This window comes from Bacillus sp. WC2507, assembly GCF_052656125.1.
This window is the reverse complement of record NZ_JBQXPN010000001.1, coordinates 952,090-969,692: the sequence shown is the minus strand read 5'-3', so window position 1 is coordinate 969,692 and position 17,603 is coordinate 952,090. Positions and strand designations below refer to the sequence as shown.

Sequence of the window (17,603 nt, the reverse complement as noted above, 5' to 3'; positions counted from 1 at the left end):
ATAATTTGATACACTAAAACTAGTCTCTAGGAAAGGAAGGCTTTACATGATATATCCTTACAAAGAAAAAAATCCGAAAATTGCGAGTAGTGCTTTTATCGCTGACTACGTAACCATTACAGGTGATGTGACAATTGGCGAAGAAGCAAGTATTTGGTTTAATACAGTCATACGCGGCGATGTATCACCAACAATCATCGGAGACCGAGTAAATGTACAGGACCAATGTACACTTCACCAAAGCCCACAGTACCCTCTTATTTTAGAAGATGATGTGACAGTTGGGCATCAAGTTATTTTACATAGCTGCCATATAAAAAAGGATGCTTTAATTGGAATGGGCTCTATTATATTGGATGGTGCTGAAATTGGCGAAGGAGCCTTTATCGGTGCTGGAAGCCTCGTTTCACAAGGAAAAAAAATCCCGCCAAACACATTAGCGTTCGGTCGCCCAGCGAAAGTCATTCGTGAATTAACAGAAGAAGACCGTAAAGACATGGAGCGTATTCGCACACAATACGTTGAAAAAGGTCAATATTATAAATCACTACAAAAGTGATTTTACCGCTGCCATAATACTGGCAGCTTTTTTATAAAAAAACTAACTTTTCTTTACAAAACATTATTACTCCCTCAATAAAATCTTATTAAAATAAAAGCTAATATCTCCATATATATGTAAACGAGGGAGGAGAATTTTCATGAAGGTCAGTGGACTGTATAAAATAGAATGCTACATTTTCAAAGGAATTAACCGATACTTTGATCAAAAAACGTTAAATATCTTTTTCAGCAATATTACTCATATCGGTGGCGCGACTTTCTCCATTGCACTCACACTGTTCTTTTTAATTTTCGCAAAGGGAACTTTGCACCAAGCTGCAATCGCAACTGCTATTTCGTTAGCAATTAGCCATATTCCTGTGCAAATATTAAAAAGATGGTATCCGCGAAAACGTCCTTATTTAACAATTCAGGATGCAAAATATCCAGTCCATCCATTAAAAGACCACTCTTTCCCGTCTGGTCATACAACAGCCGTTTTCTCTGTCTTTATTCCATTTATTTGCTATAATCCAAACTTATTTGTTTTTCTATTACCGTTAGCATTATGCGTTGGTATTTCTCGCATTTATTTAGGGCTTCACTATCCGTCTGATGTATTCGTCGGTATGTGCCTCGGCACTTGCTCTGGCATCATCTCTTTTTATCAATTCATCCCACTTTTCACATAAAGGAGTGATATGATGAGAGTCGCCATTTTTACCGATACTTTTACGCCACAAGTCAACGGGGTTGCGAAAACATTAGAACGATTAACACGTTACTTTCAGAAAGAAAAGATTGCCTATTCTGTTTTCGCCCCTCAGCATACAGCTGAAGATAATTTCGTAGCGAATGTGAATAAGATGAGAAGTATCCCGTTAACAATATTATATCCAGAATGTCGTTTTTCTTTTCCTACTCCGCGCATTAAACGTGAACTTCTTTCCTTTCAACCTGACATTATTCACATTGCCACACCTTTCAACATGGGACTTTGTGGATTGTATTATGCAAAAAAGTTAAACATCCCAGTTGTCGGTTCTTATCATACTGATTTCGATGCTTATTTACGCTACTACAAAATTGAATTTCTCTCTAATATGCTTTGGAACTATTTAAAGTGGTTTCATAGTCATATGCAAAAAAATTTCGTTCCATCCCCTGAAACATTACATCAATTAAAAAATAAAGGCTTTCAGGCCCTCTCTATTTGGGGACGGGGTGTAGATTGCACACTCTTTCATCCAGCTTACAATACAGACCTATTCCGAAAAAAATATAATATTACAGCGAAGTATGTCCTTTCCTATGTTGGACGAATTGCTCCTGAAAAAGATATTGATACGTTGCAAAATCTTATCGTTAAATTAGCACATACTCGAAACGATATTCATTGGCTTATAGCAGGAGACGGTCCCCTAGCAACAAGTCTTCGTGAAGCTGTTCCGAAAACAAATGTCACGTTTACTGGATATTTACAAGGCGAGGATTTAGCTGAAGCATATGCTTGTTCTAACATCATGGTATTTCCATCAGCTACTGAAACATTCGGAAATGTTGTACTTGAATCACTTGCATGCGGCACACCTGTCATTGGTGCAAATAGTGGCGGGGTTAAAAACATCATTACAGATGGAAAAACGGGAGTTCTTTGTCCGCCTAAAAATGATGATTCATTTCTATCCTCCATTTATTCTTTATTGCAAAATGAAGAAAAACTTGAGCAGATGGGAATAGCAGCTTCATCTTTTGCGAAATCAAAGAGCTGGGATGAGATTTTTCTTGGTTTGTTTAAACAATATGAAGAAGTCCTTCAGCACACCGCATCAGAGTTACTCGCTTAAATAGAAAAACTCCCTTCAAAAAAACGAAGGGAGTTTATTACACAGTTGTAAATTTTAGTTTAATAAATGATACACATAGTGAAACTTTATTCCTATATTCATTATAGCAAAAAGATACATAACTAAACAGACTTGTAATAAAAACCCATAAAAATTAATATATGGTTATACAGTATTTTAACTGTATAGTGATTTTAAGAATTCCCCTTAAAATCAACTTACTCACATACCTTTATACAGGAATTGTTCCCCAATTTCTGTATATCAAAAAAACCTTTCATTCATTTGAAAGGTCTTTTTGAGCCTGCACATATTCTTCTTTCGTATTTACATTTATAAACCAATCCGCATTCGCTTGTACATCTTCACCAGCAACATATTTCACATTGCATTGTGATAAAAGTTGGCCCATACTTCTTTTTTCTTCTTGAAGCAAAGCATAAATCTTTTCTTTCACACGGTTATGATATGCTGCAAGTAACGGTTGTTTTCTTCCATTAATAATAGGTACAACCGCATCATATTCATTGCTCGTTTGCTCTAATAAAATGGTAAACCATTCATGCGAAACATTTGGCGCATCGCAAGGCATAATAGCATACCAGTCTGCTTCTATGTATTCCATACCTGATACAATCCCAGCAAGTGGTCCGTTTCCTTTATAGTGCGGAATATCTTCTATAACAGGAACTTGTACGAATTGCTCTACTCGCTCTTTTATATCGGGGTGACTAATGATTACAACTTCTTGCAAAGTACTTGTCATCACTTTCACAATATGCTCAACGAAAGTAGTCCCCTTCCAAATTGCTAACGCTTTCGGCTCACCGAATCTACTCGACATACCGCCCGCTAATACAATTCCAGCATATTTACTCATTGGCGATGCAGCTCAAATGTAATATGACCTAATTCCGGCAAAATTAATTTATTCATCGCAAGGCGAACTGCTCCGCTAGACCCTGGCATTGAAAAGACGACTTTGCGTCCAATTGTACCGCCGATTGCTCTACTTAACATAGCGCTGCTTCCGATATCTTCTAAATAACTAATCATACGGAACAACTCACCAAACCCGACAATTTCTTTATCTAATAGCGCTGATACCGCTTCAATCGTTACATCACGTTTCGTAATACCAGTCCCGCCATTTGTTAATACAACATCTACGTCTTCCTTATGATAACCAGCTAACACTGCTTGCTGAATACTCTCTTTATCATCTTTTACAATTTCATAAGAAGTCACTTTATGTCCTGCTTCTTTTAACAATTCATGTAATAATTGTCCGCTCTTATCTGTCTCTTCCGTACGTGTATCGGAAATTGTTACGATCTTACAACGCACTTCTTTTGGTGCTTGTTTTTTATGTTCGGTTACGCTCATTTTTCATCTTTCCTTTCTTAAAGGCTTTTCTTCATTTTATCATATATATCTTTGCACAATTATGTATGAAGCCAACGATGCATCATGATACAATATAAGTATACTAACCCACAAAAAGGAAAATGAAAAACCATTTCCTAGACTTCACATCTTTAACTACTCTCTATATTTTCTACATAATAGAATTCAATTTTATAACTTGCACTACAAAATAAGCCGGAGGTCTAATACTATGGAACTTTATAAAAAACTAACAACAACATTCATCCTCTTATTCGTCGCTTCCATTACTGTTGGCTTTTCCTTAAAAGGCGCAATCCCATACGCTACATTAGTAAGCATTATATTCGCGACACTATTTTTACTAAGCAGTGCCTTTTGCGCTGGTAAAGCACGTCAACTGAAAGGGTGATCATCTATGTTCCGTAAGAAACAAATACTTTGTAAATCATGTGAAAAAGAAATACAAACGTATGAAAAAGCATGGATTCATATGCCCTTTCCGGCCAGTGGTATGACGAATATGAAAAAGTATATTGAGCTAGACGGCGAAGTGTATTGTGGCTCATGCATTCAAATTGTAAGTAAAGCGCAATAAAAAAAGCTTTGCGCTCACCGCGCAAAGCTTTTTTTCATATATTATAGACCAGCTTGCTCTTTTAAAGTTGCAGCTTTGTCTGTACGTTCCCATGATAGATCTACATCAGTACGTCCGAAGTGGCCGTACGCTGCTGTTTGTTTGTAAATTGGGCGACGTAAGTCTAGCATTTTAATAATACCAGCTGGGCGAAGATCGAAGTTGTTACGAACTAGTTCTACTAATACGTCTTCAGATACTTTACCAGTGCCAAATGTATCAACTGAAATTGATACTGGTTGTGCTACACCGATTGCGTATGCAAGTTGTACTTCTGCTTTATCAGCAAGACCAGCTGCTATGATATTTTTCGCAACATAACGAGCTGCATATGCTGCAGAGCGGTCAACTTTTGTTGCATCTTTACCAGAGAATGCACCGCCACCGTGGCGAGCGTATCCACCGTAAGTATCAACGATGATTTTACGTCCTGTTAAACCAGCATCACCTTGTGGTCCACCAATTACGAAGCGGCCAGTTGGGTTAATGAAGAATTTCGTTTCTCCATCCATTAATTCCGCTGGAACTACAGCCTTAATTACATGCTCTTTTAAATCGCGATCGATTTCTTCCCATGTAACATCTGGATGATGCTGTGTAGAAATTACAATTGTATCTACACGTACAGGTTTACCATTTTCATCATACTCAACTGTAACTTGCGTTTTTCCATCCGGACGTAAGTATGATAATGTGTCATCTTTACGTACTTCAGTTAAACGACGAGCTAATTTGTGAGCAAGCGAGATTGGAAGTGGCATTAATTCTTGTGTCTCATTACATGCGAAACCAAACATTAAACCTTGGTCTCCTGCACCAATTGCCTCAATCTCAGCGTCAGTCATTTGACCTTCGCGTGCTTCTAGCGCTTGGTCAACACCCATAGCGATGTCAGCAGATTGCTCATCGATAGATGTTAAAACTGCACAAGTTTCTGCATCGAATCCGTATTTTGCGCGTGTGTAACCAATGCCTTGAATTGTTTCACGAACGATTTTTGGAATATCTACGTAAGTAGAAGTCGTAATTTCCCCCGCTACCAATACTAAACCAGTTGTTACAGTTGTTTCACAAGCTACACGTGCATTTGCGTCTTTTGATAAGATCGCATCTAAAATTGAATCAGAAATTTGGTCACAAATTTTATCTGGATGTCCTTCAGTTACAGACTCAGATGTGAACAGATGACGTTTTTTTGTCATGTGGTAAACCTCCCTACAGTAATTGTATATATTGTACGGAACTCATCCTTAATTTGCCACAAACTGCGACATACATTTATTCTCCCACAAGCATACAGAAAAACCTTTCCTACTTTACATAGAGGAAAGGTTTAATTTGCTACTTGCATACTGCTTTTTGCCCTTTGCTCTTATCGTTCGAGACCATTAGCCTCGCACAGGTTTTAGCACCTATTCACCTGTATTTACCACTACAAATGAGGTTGCTGGGCTTCATCGGGCCTGTCCCTCCGCCAGCTCGGGATAAGAGAGTATCCGTCCCAACCTATACTAAAGAAATGATATTCATTTGTCAATTAATATTCACATTTTCCTGAAAGTTTTTCTCAATGCGCCTAAAGTGAATTATTAATAAGGAAATAATGTATTCACACAAACAAATAGAAATAAATAGTATACATTATTTATATAATTGTGTTATACTCTTGTTGGGGATTACGAGAAATATTTCATTAAATGAAAAGGATGGTATATAAATATGAGTACTGTGAATGTCCAAATTGGTTTACACGAATTATTGAACGGAAGCAATGCACAGATTCAACTAAGTGTTCCGCAATTAGTGGAAAAAGTATTAATGCGAAATGAAGGGAAATTAACTTCTACTGGTGCGGTTTCTGCTTCAACAGGAAAATATACAGGACGTTCTCCTAAAGATAAATTTATTGTGAAAGAAGCATCGGTTGCTGACAAAATTGCTTGGGGAGCTGTGAATCAACCGATTTCTGAAGAACATTTTAATAAATTATATACTAAAGTTTTAGAATACTTAAAAGAAAAAGAAGAGTTATTCGTCTTCAATGGATTTGCAGGCGCTGACCGCAATTACCGCCTACCAATTCAAGTTATTAACGAATATGCATGGCACAATTTATTTGTACATCAATTATTCATTCGTCCAACTGAAGAAGAATTAACAACTCATGAATCAGAGTTCACAATTGTTTCTGCGCCGAATTTCAAAGCTGATCCAGCTGTTGACGGTACAAACTCTGAAGCATTCATTATGGTTTCATTCGAAAAACGTATCGTACTAATTGGTGGTACAGAATACGCTGGAGAAATGAAAAAATCAATCTTCTCTATTATGAACTTCTTACTACCTGAACAAGATATTCTTTCTATGCATTGCTCTGCAAACGTAGGTGAAGAAGGTGACGTAGCACTATTCTTCGGTTTATCTGGAACAGGTAAAACAACATTATCTGCTGATCCAAACCGTAAATTAATTGGTGATGATGAGCATGGTTGGTCTGATAACGGCGTATTCAATATTGAAGGCGGTTGCTACGCAAAATGTGTAAACCTTTCTCACGAGAAAGAACCACAAATTTTCGATGCAATCAAATTTGGATCTGTTTTAGAAAACGTTATCATTAATAACCAAACGCGTATTGCAGACTATAACGATACTACTTTAACAGAAAATACTCGTGCTGCATACCCTATGCATGCGATCGACAATATCGTACTGCCAAGTGTTGCTGGACACCCAAATACAATCATTTTCTTAACTGCTGATGCATCTGGCGTATTGCCTCCAATCAGTAAGTTATCAAAAGAACAAGCTATGTACCATTTCTTAAGTGGCTACACTAGTAAACTAGCAGGAACAGAGCGTGGTGTTACATCTCCGCAAGCAACATTCTCAACTTGCTTCGGTTCACCATTCTTACCACTTGATGCATCTCGCTATGCTGAAATGCTTGGTGAAAAAATCGAGAAACACGATGCGAAAGTATTCTTAGTAAACACTGGCTGGACTGGTGGCGAATACGGCGTTGGTAAACGTATGAACTTAGGTTACACTCGTGCAATGATTCAAGCTGCATTAAGCGGTGAACTTGCGAAAACTGAAACAGCTACACATAACATCTTCGGTCTTGAAGTTCCACTTCACGTACCAGGTGTACCAGACGAAGTGTTAATGCCTGAACAAACTTGGGCTGATAAAGCTGCTTACAAAGCGAAAGCAATCGAGCTTGCAAATGAATTCAAAGCTAACTTCAAAAAGTTCGACAGCGTTTCTGAAGATATTATTAACTTAGGCGGTCCAATCGCTTAAGTGCAAACTTTCTTTTGGAATCATCCTTTTACTCATATGAATAAGTGTCGTGTAACCGTAAAGTTCCGCGTACTCACCGACAAAACCCAATGCGGCTTAACGGTTACACACACTTACATAAAAAAGAAGCTTACGTTTTTGCGTAAGCTTCTTTCTATGTCTTATATAAAGTGAAACGTTAATCTCTTCATCTGTGGCTTAGTTTGTTAATTTACAGAAATTTCACTTTATATTTATTTACTTTTAGTTTTTCATGATACAATTTACATATATAGGAAGGGGTGAAGCCTATGAGAAATTTTTCTCGTACAGGAAAAATTTTATTCAGTTATGGAGCGATCCAAATGTTTTGGGGACTTGTGATGCTTAACGCTAATTTATTCGAGCATACAAGTGAAACAATAAAATATATTATTCTAATTACTGGAATAGCTTTTTGTATTATATCCAACTTTTTCAAAAAACCTAAGAGTCATACTAATACGTGATTTCATATTAACTTATTAGAAGCGTAAACCTGTATTTTATGCAAAGTTACGCTTCCTGTTGTACTATTCATCGCTGGATCTCTTATTCCAGGGTAAATCCATTTTCACACGTACAACTTACGTATTCGAACATATGAATTATATCTCTACTCGCTACATCCTTCTGGTTTTACTTCGCGTGGGGCTCAAACAGGCCCTAACCGCTTCTATCCCCCGCCGGATCCTCTATCCCATCTAAAAAGAGGCTTTTTATCTTTTATCTTTTTATCTTTTTAGCTCTTCGTTAATTCTTCCTCATCTTTCATACTATAGTATCCTAAATTCACAACAATTAAGAAATAACCACCCATAATCCCTACTGCAAATGCCCACATCACCATGTGGTGCTCAATTTCGTACATAATAATAGCACCTAAAATAGCAGCTGCAAAGCGATTAAACATACCGAGCGTTGGTGCTTTCGTTTTCTTTACGATACTATCTCCAAGCTTTTCAATCCGTCTTCCTAAAAGCCAAACGCAATACATACTTACGATAAGTCCAATTCCAGCACCTAGGAAATGAGCTGAAAACGGTGTTAACATCCAGCCTAGTAAAAGAAAACCTAGTAAATAATACGATTGAATTTTAAACGATCTTAATGACATACTAATCATGCTGTTCTCCTCTTCAGTAATTTTTATCCCGCATTAACGGGCAGTAAGACCCTCACCTCAAAATTCAGCGGAAGCAAAGAAGTTAGGTGGGGGATCAACCACCCGTAAAAGCCCGATTGGTTCAACTAATAATCAGTGGGGGATGAACAAAACCCCCACTGATTATTAGTTGAACTTTATCTATCCAACAAAAAATTTCTTTCAAGTTTATACTGCTTACATCCATTTCAATCAAATTAAAAACAACATAAACGATATGTTTACGTTGTTTAAATGTTTTTAGGAAATAATATTATACAAGATTTCAAACATCATATTCTTATAATTTGTGACGTTTTTCCAAACATTTTTCGTCCATTTTTGAAAAAATTGATATCAATCTATGAACATACGGATATGATGTAATAAGCACACAAATAAAGGGGGCGTCTAATGATTTATTTTTTAATGGCTCTCATTCACCTTATTATCCCTGCACTTATTGGACTTTCATTGTATTGGTACACGAAAAATCATAGTATTTTCTACGCTGTCCTCGGTGTCCTTCTTCCGGGTATTATTCTTATCACACTCTTCCGCATTCCAGTTTTAAACTTAATTCCACTTATTACTGCTATCTTATTTCTCGTCTTCTTACCAAAAATAAAAAAATAGGAAAGCAGATCATAGGTGATCTGTTTTCCTATTTTGATATAGATTCCTCCACAGTAGAATGCATTTTTACTTTCTCCGATTTCACAAACCATAAACCGAAGAAAATAATAATTCCACCGATTATTTGTTGAAAGGATACATATTCATTTGCCCATACAGCTGCAAATAAAACAGCTACAAGTGGCGTTATATACATATATACCATCGTATGTGACGCCCCAATTTTTTGAACACCAACATACCACATCACTAGACCGAATACCGTTACGAAGAAAATCGAATATAGTAAAGCAAATAGTGTCATTCCATGTGTAATGTGAAATGGCATAATAAATACGTATGGTCCACTTAACAATAAGAGCGGAATCGCACCAACTAATGCTGACCATGCGGTAACACGTAGTGCTGAATATTTTTTAATTAATGGACTTGCTAAAACAGGATAAAGCCCCCAGCATATTGATGTAATTAGTCCAATTCCATTTCCATAAAAAGAACTAGCAAGTGAATGTCCTGCTACTAAAACTAATATTACACCACCAAAGGCAATGATAGAACCGATGAGCTTTCGAGAAGAAAACTTTTCTTGTTTCAAGAAAATCGCAAATAAAGTTGTAAAAATAGGTGAAATAGAAATGAGTAAAGAGGCATTTGTAGCGGATGTATATTTGACAGTTTCCATAAACAACGTTTGATACAGTACAATACCTACAACGCTAACGATGATTAATCTAGGTATATCCTTTCGTTCCATATAAACCGACTTTTCAATAAAAAATGTAAGGAGTAACATAAGCGGTGCCGCCGATATCATCCGAAGTGCAGTAAACTCAATTGCTGTAAATTCTAAAAGTCCATATTTCGCAATCGTAAAATTAATCCCCCAAATAATAACGACTGCTAAAATTAATAACTCAATCCCCCATCTTCTCATGCGTATCCCCTCCGCAAATAAAATTATACAGAAAATTCAATCACATGTACATTTCATTATGTGAAAAAATCTTTGTATTGTATGCAACGTTTTAATGAACTTATATCGGCGATTTTTTAAATATATCGATTTATCAACAAAAAACGATAATAATAGCGACTTATACAATAAAAAAGGTGATTCCAAAATACATTTTGGAATCACCTTTTCTTTACTACACTCGAACGTGTAACTTCATATTTGGATTATAAAATTGGCTTGGGCTCTTCAACTGAAAAGTTCCTCCACCTTCATGCCAATCAACTGTTAACTTATCATCCATAAATACAAGCTTTGTGCGATCTGCGATAAAACTAAACTGGCTTGATTCAATATCTACATCACGCTCATCTTTTTCTGCTACAGCTACTAAATCGATGATTCCGCTCATTACACAACCGCAACCTTCATTATCGTAAAATAACTTTATATATTTCGCTTCACTTGGAATCGTATCCATAATCTTTTTATATGCTGCTTCTGTTACAGTAACGTACATATGTTATTCATCCTCTCTTCTCACATCATTCATATATTGTACCACTATTTTTCTAAATCATTGTATACAAAAAATTAAGACTAACACATGTGATAAAGGAGACTGTATCACAATGTGTCTCTAAATATTTAGTGAAAGAAAAATTGATATATGATTGGTTTAATGCGAATTTTGATGTGAATATTACTTTGCTTCCGCAAGAAAAATGGTTCCTCTAAAACTATTCAATTCTCCTCCCTACTTTTGAAATCTATATACACAATACAATCGACCACACAAAAATATAGAATTCATAATATATATATAGTAGTTCTATTTTTAAAACTAGGTTTTCAAAACAGAGAAAGGAGAAAATATATGTACCCACGTAATTGTTTTAGTTGCGATGGCAGACGCAACGGCGGGTCTATTGGTAGCACCGGCGCCACTGGACCGACCGGACCTACTGGTAGCGCTGGATCTACCGGAGCTGGTTTACAAAGTACTACCGCCTTTAGTCTAGCAGCAGCCCCTAACTATAAAACCGGACAAGTGGTCACTTATACGAGCAGCGGCTATGTTGTAAAAAAAGATGCACCTCAAGGGTTTCCCAATATATCTCCAGATTATATCGTATTAGTAGAAAGTGGACCTACTGGTAGCACCGGGTCAACCGGGAGCACTGGGCCTTCTGGCAATACCGGGCCTTCTGGCATCACTGGACCTTCTGGTAGTACTGGGCCTTCTGGCAATACCGGACCTTCTGGCATCACTGGATCTACTGGCAATACCGGACCTTCTGGGAACACTGGATCTACTGGCATCACTGGACCTTCTGGCAATACCGGACCTTCTGGTAGTACTGGACCTTCTGGCATCACTGGACCTTCTGGCAGTACCGGACCTTCTGGTAGTACCGGGCCTTCTGGCATCACTGGACCTTCTGGCAATACCGGACCTACGGGGATCACTGGGCCTTCTGGCAATACCGGACCTTCTGGTAGCACTGGGCCTTCTGGCAGTACCGGACCTTCTGGTAATGCTGGAACTACTGGGAGCACTGGACCTACTGGCAATACCGGACCTTCTGGTAATGCTGGAACTACTGGGAGCACTGGACCTTCTGGCAGTACCGGACCTTCTGGTAGTACTGGGCCTTCTGGCAGTACCGGACCTTCTGGTAGTACTGGGCCTTCTGGCACCGCGGGTAGTGCCTCATCAAAAAGTATTGTTTTTCAAGGAACAAATGCTGGTTTTCAACGTATAGCGGGTTCTCCTGGAATTGACTCCAATGTTATTCCATATGTTACTGCTGGATCCGGTAGTATAGTCGGATTTTCTGCGTCTATAAATGTAAATAACTTACCTGCTGCTGTTTATACGATTGATATTAGCAGGAATGTCCCAACAAACCTCAATGCCCCTACCTCTAGTTACATCCTATCCACTATTACCTTAACTACTACTGACAAAATTACTGGAACTATGATATTTTCAATTAAAGCGACAGATACTGGATTGGGACAAATTCAAGTGTTTAATCCTACTCCAGCAGTAGGTCCCGCTACTGTAACTTGGACTAGCATTACAACTGGAAACCCCGTTTCGAGAGGAGATGCTATATCCCTTTATATTACTCCTGGAATTACTGCTAGTGCTGTATATTCTGTTTTTCTAATCACTAATATTTAGTTCCCTCTTAAAAATAATTTATTTAACAAAAAAAGCCCCAATAATTGGGGCCAACAAATAGAAATGCAAATGAATTAAAACAAATAACAGACAAGTCTAGTATATACTATCATTGTTAATATATCCATATTTTGGTTTTTAAATTATATATACTGTACAAATAGGGTAAACACTATCGAATTTTTATTCACAAAAAAGGAGATCATTCTCAAATAAGTGATCTCCCTTTTAAAAATATTTTTTCATTACATCGGCAATACAACCTTTACAGTCGTTCCAACCCCAACTTCACTTTCAAAACTCATTTTACCGTTGTGGTCTTTAATAATTTTTTCTGTAACTACTAAACCTAAACCTGTTCCCGTTTCTTTCGTTGTGTAAAAAGCTTCATTTAGCTTCGGAATTTTGTCTTTTGGAATGCCGCAACCCTCATCCTTAACTTGAACAATGATTGCATCTTCTACAGTCACTTTAATCGTAATCGTTCCGCCAACTGACATTGCTTCGATCGCATTTTTAATTAAATTAAAAAATACTTGTTTTAATCGTTTTTCATCGCATGTAATTGATGGTATGTCTTTACTATATATACCTTGTATGTGCACGCCTTGCTTTAAAGCAGGCTTCCCCATAACTCGAATAACATAAGCGATAATTTCTTCTATATTATGAGTTTCTGATTCTGGTGATTTAGATTTCTCAAACCCACTAAGTTCTGTAGCAATTGTATGAATTCGTTCTACTTCTTGTTTCATAATATCACTATATATTTTATCCTCTGGATATTTATTTGCTTGCTTATTCACAAATTTCTTCAAATTCGCTAGAGGTCTTCTAATTTTGTAGCCAATAACTGTTGCCATTTTCCCAACAGTTGCTAATTTTTCTGTTTGTTGTATTTCTTTATCCATCATCTCAAGCGTACGAACGTAAGACTGAAACCTCAAAAACATAATCCAACATATGATAGTAAATACGCTATATAATGCCATTGGGATTAAGACGAGTGACGATTGAATAATGATTCCTATAAGAGCGTACTTTCCAACAAGTATCCCCGGAACTAACCAAAAATACCTTTTGTTCACAAAGATTGGTGCAAATAAAATGAAAAATCCTTCTACTATATTTCCACCATCAAATTCAGCATCACTACCATAGTAAATCATAAAATTATGAATAAAATCTAATAGATTATATCCAATTAGAATAATATACTTTACTGCAAATGGATTTTTCCATTTCATAAAGTATACTCCAGTACAAAATAAGATCACCATCAGAAAATAAAGCCATAAACCTAAACCATCTTCAAATTCTCCTACGCCGTCTTGCTCTCCTCCTAGGAAAGGTACAATAAATTCGTAGGCAAGATCGTATACAAAAAATATAATAAAAAATAAACTTAAAAATATTTTCAGCGCCTTTATTTCTTCATTTTTAAATATATCGTCTTTATTCATATGGTAACTCCTAGCTTTTCTCCCACTTGAATTTCATTATTTTCACGCTGCTTTGGGAGAATGATATCTATTCTAGTTCCACTATCTCTTTCACTTGAAATATGTAATTCACCTAGGTGCTGCTCGGTAACAAGTCGATTCGCTACCGTAAGTCCCAGGCCAATTTTATCCTGTTTCGTTGTATAAAAGGCCTCTGTAACACGGGCCAAATTTTCCTTCTTAATGCCGTATCCATTATCGATTACACTTAGCATTACATAATCTTGTCCTTTATTTTCTAGTCGTAAATCTAATGTGCCACCTTGCTCCATCGCCTCCAGAGCATTTTTTATGACATATAGCAAGACTCCTCTTATTTTCCGCTCATCACATTCAACTTCTATCGCCTTTTCTTCCACATTAGAAATAAGCTGAACGTTAGATTCATTCATTTTTTCGCGAAGAATTGTTACTGCTTGTAATGCAATTTCTCCTATATTATGTTTCTTATAGATAGAAGGTTTACATGTAGCAACTTCCATCAACTCACTTATCATACTATTCATATTTTCTATTTCAAAAATCATCCGTTTGTAAATAGGGTCCTCTCCATGCTTCTCTCGTTGTAATTGCGTAAACCCTTTTAATGAAGCAAGTGGATTTTTAATTTCATGTCCCACTGTCGCTGCCATTTTTCCGATTACTGCTAATTTTTGTGATTCACTAGCAATCTTAATACTTTCCTTTACAGCTGAAAGGTATTGTATAAATCGATTTAAAATCATGTATACTGCTATTAATACGAGTGTATACATAATGAGGAACATAAACGCTTTTACTTCCCCTAATACAAATAAATAAATTAAATATTTCCCTATAATAGTGACAAGTAAGCACACAAAAAATCTTTTATTTATAAATATAGGTACAAAGAAAATGAATATAATTTCTATTATATTCGTCGCATCAAATGCCACCTTATTATAAAGAATATACGAAAGTATATTCACTATTTCTATCCCTATGTATATAAATATACATGTATATTTAACAAGGTTTGCTTTCTCTTTTTTTACTAAGTATATATTCACGCATAGTATTGCTACTCCACATAAAACTTGCCATATTCCTTTATGCCAGTTTTCTATTAATGCTTTATTTTCTAATACAATTGCATAAGAAACTTGGTATACACCAACAGTGACATACAACACCCATAAAAAAATTTTCGCATTCCTTTCTTCTTCTTTATATGATAGAAAACTCTCTTTCACTTCAACACCCCTTCAAAATAATATCTCGAAGAATACCATTTATTATAATAAATGATTTTCATAGACAAACAAAGATAAATCGAACAATTGAGGAAAATCATCCCAACATTGCAATCTCCTCAGACTATATGTAAGCATAAAAACTATAAACAATAATACGTATATTATGGGAGGTGCTTTATATGGACGGCAAAAAAAATAAAAAGACAGAACAAATGGAATCCTTCACGCGTGAGAATGAAGGAAAGGAAATGACAACAAATACAGGTGTCAAAATTTCAAATGATGAAAACTCTTTAACCGTCGGCGATCGTGGTCCTACCCTTCTAGAAGATTTTCTTATGCGGGAAAAACTTGCTCATTTTGACCGTGAACGAATTCCTGAAAGAGTCGTTCATGCAAGAGGATACGGCGCACATGGTATTTTCGAGCTATATGAATCTTTAGAAGAGCTAACAATGGCCCACTTTTTACAAGACCCTTCAAAAAAAACACCCCTTTTTGTTCGCTTCTCTGAAGTAGCTGGATCAAAAGGTGCGAATGAAACAAATCGAGATGTACGAGGGTTCGCTGTTAAATTTTATACAGAAGAAGGAAATTTTGATTTAGTAGGAAACAATATTCCCATTTTCTTCATTCAAGATGGTATTAAATTCCCTGATCTTATTCACGCCCTTAAACCTGAGCCGCATAATGAGATTCCACAGGGACAAACAGCACATGATACATTTTGGGACTTCATCGCCAATAACCAAGAATCCGCTGCGATGATGATGTGGATTATGTCTGATCGTGCCATTCCAAGAAGTTTTCGAATGATGCAAGGGTTTGGCGTTCATACATTCCGCTTAGTAAATAAAAACGGAAAGTCGCGATTCGTAAAATTTCACTGGAAGCCAAAGCTCGGCATTCACTCATTAATTTGGGATGAAGCTCAAAAACTAGGGGGTGCCGATCCAGATTACCATCGCCGTGATTTATGGGAAAATATTAATGCTGGAAACTATCCTGAGTACGAACTCGGCATTCAAATTTTAGAAGAAGAGGATGAATTTAAATACGATTTCGATATATTAGATGCGACGAAAATTTGGCCTGAAGAAGATTTCCCCGTTAAAATCATCGGGAAAATGACATTAAATCGCAACGTCGATAATGTATTCGCGGAAACGGAACAAGTCGCACTTCATCCTGGAAGTATCGTCCGTGGTATTGATTTCACCAATGATCCGCTCTTACAAGGGAGGCTCTTTTCTTATACCGACACTCAATTGGCACGCGTCGGTACAAATTATCAAGAATTACCGATTAACCGTCCAATATGCCCATTTCACAACAATCAAAGAGATGGTGCATCTAAATATATAATCGATAAAGGAAAAATTGCTTACCATAATAATTCCTTAGCAAATAACACTCCTTACACTGTCCCCGGTACAAAGGGTGGGTTTGTTACATATCCTTCTACGGTGTCAGGGCATAAAACGAGAGAAACAGCCGCCAGTTTCAAAGACCATTTCTCTCAAGCACGTCTATTTTGGAATAGTATGAGTAACGTCGAAAAGGTTCATATTATGCAAGCCTTCTCCTTTGAATTAGGAAAAGTAAAAAGTACATCCGTCCGCCAACAAGTCGTAAATATGATTGGCCATATTAGTACTGAATTAGCTACGTTAGTCGCTGAAGCGGTCGGAGCAAAAGTCCCAAATATTCAAGAATCCAGCGTTACAAAATCATCGCCAGCACTCAGTATGGCAAATACGACATTTAGTCCTAATACATTACGAGTAGGTGTCATTGTTGCAAATGGATATGACGGACGAAGCGCGCAATATATAATGAATCAATTCAAACAAGTTGGGCTACAGCCAGTGATTGTTTCCGAGCGATTAGGTATTGTGCAAGGAACGCAAAATATACGTTGGGACGTGAATGATACTTTCTTAACAGGATCATCACTTCTTTATGACGGTCTACTTCTTATTGGAGGAAATCTTGATGAACAGTTTCTTAATAAAGCGAGTTCATTTGTCGTAGAATCATATAATCACTTTAAGCCAATTGGTGCCTTTCAAAACGGCTCTACTGTTATTCAGTCTTTAAATATCGAAGGAAAGCCTGGTGTCTTAATAGAACAAAACCCTACGCTCCTGGCGAATGAATTTATTAAAGCTATGACGAAACAACGCTTTTGGGATAGAGCTTATGAATAGGATAGGGGGATAAT

18 protein-coding genes, 1 pseudogene and 1 riboswitch are annotated in these 17,603 nt (G+C 36.8%); of the genes and pseudogenes, 11 read left to right on the top strand and 8 right to left on the bottom strand.

Annotated elements, in window-relative coordinates; genetic code table 11:
* Positions 1–46 precede the first annotated feature (46 nt).
* From ACUN28_RS05220 to ACUN28_RS05210, 3 genes are all read left to right on the top strand, one after another.
* Complete coding sequence (locus ACUN28_RS05220; RefSeq protein ID WP_016085859.1) at positions 47–559, top strand: gamma carbonic anhydrase; 513 nt, start codon at positions 47–49, stop codon at positions 557–559.
* A 142-nt stretch (positions 560–701) separates the two neighbouring features.
* On the top strand, positions 702–1,235 hold the full coding sequence (locus ACUN28_RS05215; RefSeq protein WP_000868580.1) for a phosphatase PAP2 family protein: 534 nt from the start codon (positions 702–704) through the stop codon (positions 1,233–1,235).
* Between the two features lie 12 nt (positions 1,236–1,247).
* A complete protein-coding gene (locus tag ACUN28_RS05210; protein WP_016085858.1) occupies positions 1,248–2,390 on the top strand; it encodes a glycosyltransferase family 4 protein in 1,143 nt (380 codons plus the stop codon).
* Positions 2,391–2,667: 277 nt separating this feature from the next.
* On the opposite strand, the gene ACUN28_RS05205 is transcribed toward ACUN28_RS05210, so the two are convergent.
* Positions 2,668–3,270 (bottom strand): molybdenum cofactor guanylyltransferase, encoded by a 603-nt coding sequence (locus ACUN28_RS05205; RefSeq protein WP_016085857.1) that lies wholly within the window; start codon positions 3,268–3,270, stop codon positions 2,668–2,670.
* Positions 3,267–3,776, bottom strand: coding sequence for a MogA/MoaB family molybdenum cofactor biosynthesis protein (locus ACUN28_RS05200; RefSeq protein WP_000117124.1), 510 nt, complete (start codon positions 3,774–3,776; stop codon positions 3,267–3,269). Before ACUN28_RS05200 ends, ACUN28_RS05205 begins: the two co-directional genes overlap by 4 nt.
* A gap of 232 nt (positions 3,777–4,008) precedes the next feature.
* Between ACUN28_RS05200 and ACUN28_RS05195 the strand changes: the two genes are divergently transcribed.
* Positions 4,009–4,188, top strand: a complete 180-nt coding sequence (locus ACUN28_RS05195; protein ID WP_002067722.1) for a hypothetical protein — start codon at positions 4,009–4,011, stop codon at positions 4,186–4,188.
* Positions 4,189–4,194: 6 nt separating this feature from the next.
* On the top strand, positions 4,195–4,374 hold the full coding sequence (locus ACUN28_RS05190) for a hypothetical protein (protein ID WP_016085856.1): 180 nt from the start codon (positions 4,195–4,197) through the stop codon (positions 4,372–4,374).
* 41 nt (positions 4,375–4,415) lie between these two features.
* On the opposite strand, the gene metK is transcribed toward ACUN28_RS05190, so the two are convergent.
* Positions 4,416–5,615, bottom strand: coding sequence for a methionine adenosyltransferase (metK, locus tag ACUN28_RS05185; protein ID WP_016085855.1), 1,200 nt, complete (start codon positions 5,613–5,615; stop codon positions 4,416–4,418).
* A 167-nt stretch (positions 5,616–5,782) separates the two neighbouring features.
* Positions 5,783–5,904, bottom strand: a riboswitch (SAM riboswitch).
* A 228-nt stretch (positions 5,905–6,132) separates the two neighbouring features.
* Between metK and pckA the strand changes: the two genes are divergently transcribed.
* On the top strand, positions 6,133–7,719 hold the full coding sequence (gene pckA, locus ACUN28_RS05180; RefSeq protein WP_016085854.1) for a phosphoenolpyruvate carboxykinase (ATP): 1,587 nt from the start codon (positions 6,133–6,135) through the stop codon (positions 7,717–7,719).
* 290 nt (positions 7,720–8,009) lie between these two features.
* Entirely contained in the window at positions 8,010–8,207 is a 198-nt protein-coding gene (locus ACUN28_RS05175) for a hypothetical protein (RefSeq protein ID WP_016085853.1), read from the top strand.
* A gap of 272 nt (positions 8,208–8,479) precedes the next feature.
* On the opposite strand, the gene ACUN28_RS05170 is transcribed toward ACUN28_RS05175, so the two are convergent.
* Positions 8,480–8,863 (bottom strand): ATP synthase subunit I, encoded by a 384-nt coding sequence (locus ACUN28_RS05170; RefSeq protein WP_016085852.1) that lies wholly within the window; start codon positions 8,861–8,863, stop codon positions 8,480–8,482.
* Between the two features lie 432 nt (positions 8,864–9,295).
* Here ACUN28_RS05170 and ACUN28_RS05165 point away from each other — a divergent pair, with 432 nt between their 5' ends.
* A complete protein-coding gene (locus tag ACUN28_RS05165) occupies positions 9,296–9,517 on the top strand; it encodes a hypothetical protein (protein WP_016085851.1) in 222 nt (73 codons plus the stop codon).
* 28 nt (positions 9,518–9,545) lie between these two features.
* Here ACUN28_RS05165 and ACUN28_RS05160 read toward each other — a convergent pair whose 3' ends face one another.
* Positions 9,546–10,451 carry a DMT family transporter gene (locus ACUN28_RS05160; protein ID WP_016085850.1) on the bottom strand — a complete coding sequence of 302 codons (906 nt, stop codon included), beginning with the start codon at positions 10,449–10,451 and terminating at the stop codon, positions 9,546–9,548.
* Positions 10,452–10,665: 214 nt separating this feature from the next.
* The gene (locus ACUN28_RS05155) at positions 10,666–10,989 is read right to left on the bottom strand and encodes an iron-sulfur cluster biosynthesis family protein (protein ID WP_016085849.1); all 324 of its coding nucleotides are present in this window, start codon (positions 10,987–10,989) and stop codon (positions 10,666–10,668) included.
* A 92-nt stretch (positions 10,990–11,081) separates the two neighbouring features.
* Here ACUN28_RS05155 and ACUN28_RS05150 point away from each other — a divergent pair.
* Positions 11,082–11,207 (top strand): annotated as a pseudogene (locus ACUN28_RS05150) (Nif3-like dinuclear metal center hexameric protein); the annotation flags it as partial.
* Positions 11,208–11,346: 139 nt separating this feature from the next.
* On the top strand, positions 11,347–12,660 hold the full coding sequence (locus ACUN28_RS05145; protein ID WP_080117828.1) for a hypothetical protein: 1,314 nt from the start codon (positions 11,347–11,349) through the stop codon (positions 12,658–12,660).
* Positions 12,661–12,905: 245 nt separating this feature from the next.
* Here the strand turns inward: ACUN28_RS05145 and ACUN28_RS05140 are convergent, their stop codons facing one another.
* Entirely contained in the window at positions 12,906–14,123 is a 1,218-nt protein-coding gene (locus ACUN28_RS05140; protein WP_016085847.1) for an ATP-binding protein, read from the bottom strand.
* Positions 14,120–15,376 carry an ATP-binding protein gene (locus tag ACUN28_RS05135; RefSeq protein ID WP_016136881.1) on the bottom strand — a complete coding sequence of 419 codons (1,257 nt, stop codon included), beginning with the start codon at positions 15,374–15,376 and terminating at the stop codon, positions 14,120–14,122. Before ACUN28_RS05135 ends, ACUN28_RS05140 begins: the two co-directional genes overlap by 4 nt.
* Positions 15,377–15,558: 182 nt before the next feature.
* On the opposite strand from ACUN28_RS05135, the gene ACUN28_RS05130 reads away from it, so the two are divergent.
* Positions 15,559–17,589, top strand: a complete 2,031-nt coding sequence (locus tag ACUN28_RS05130; RefSeq protein WP_016135514.1) for a catalase — start codon at positions 15,559–15,561, stop codon at positions 17,587–17,589.
* Positions 17,590–17,603 lie beyond the last annotated feature (14 nt).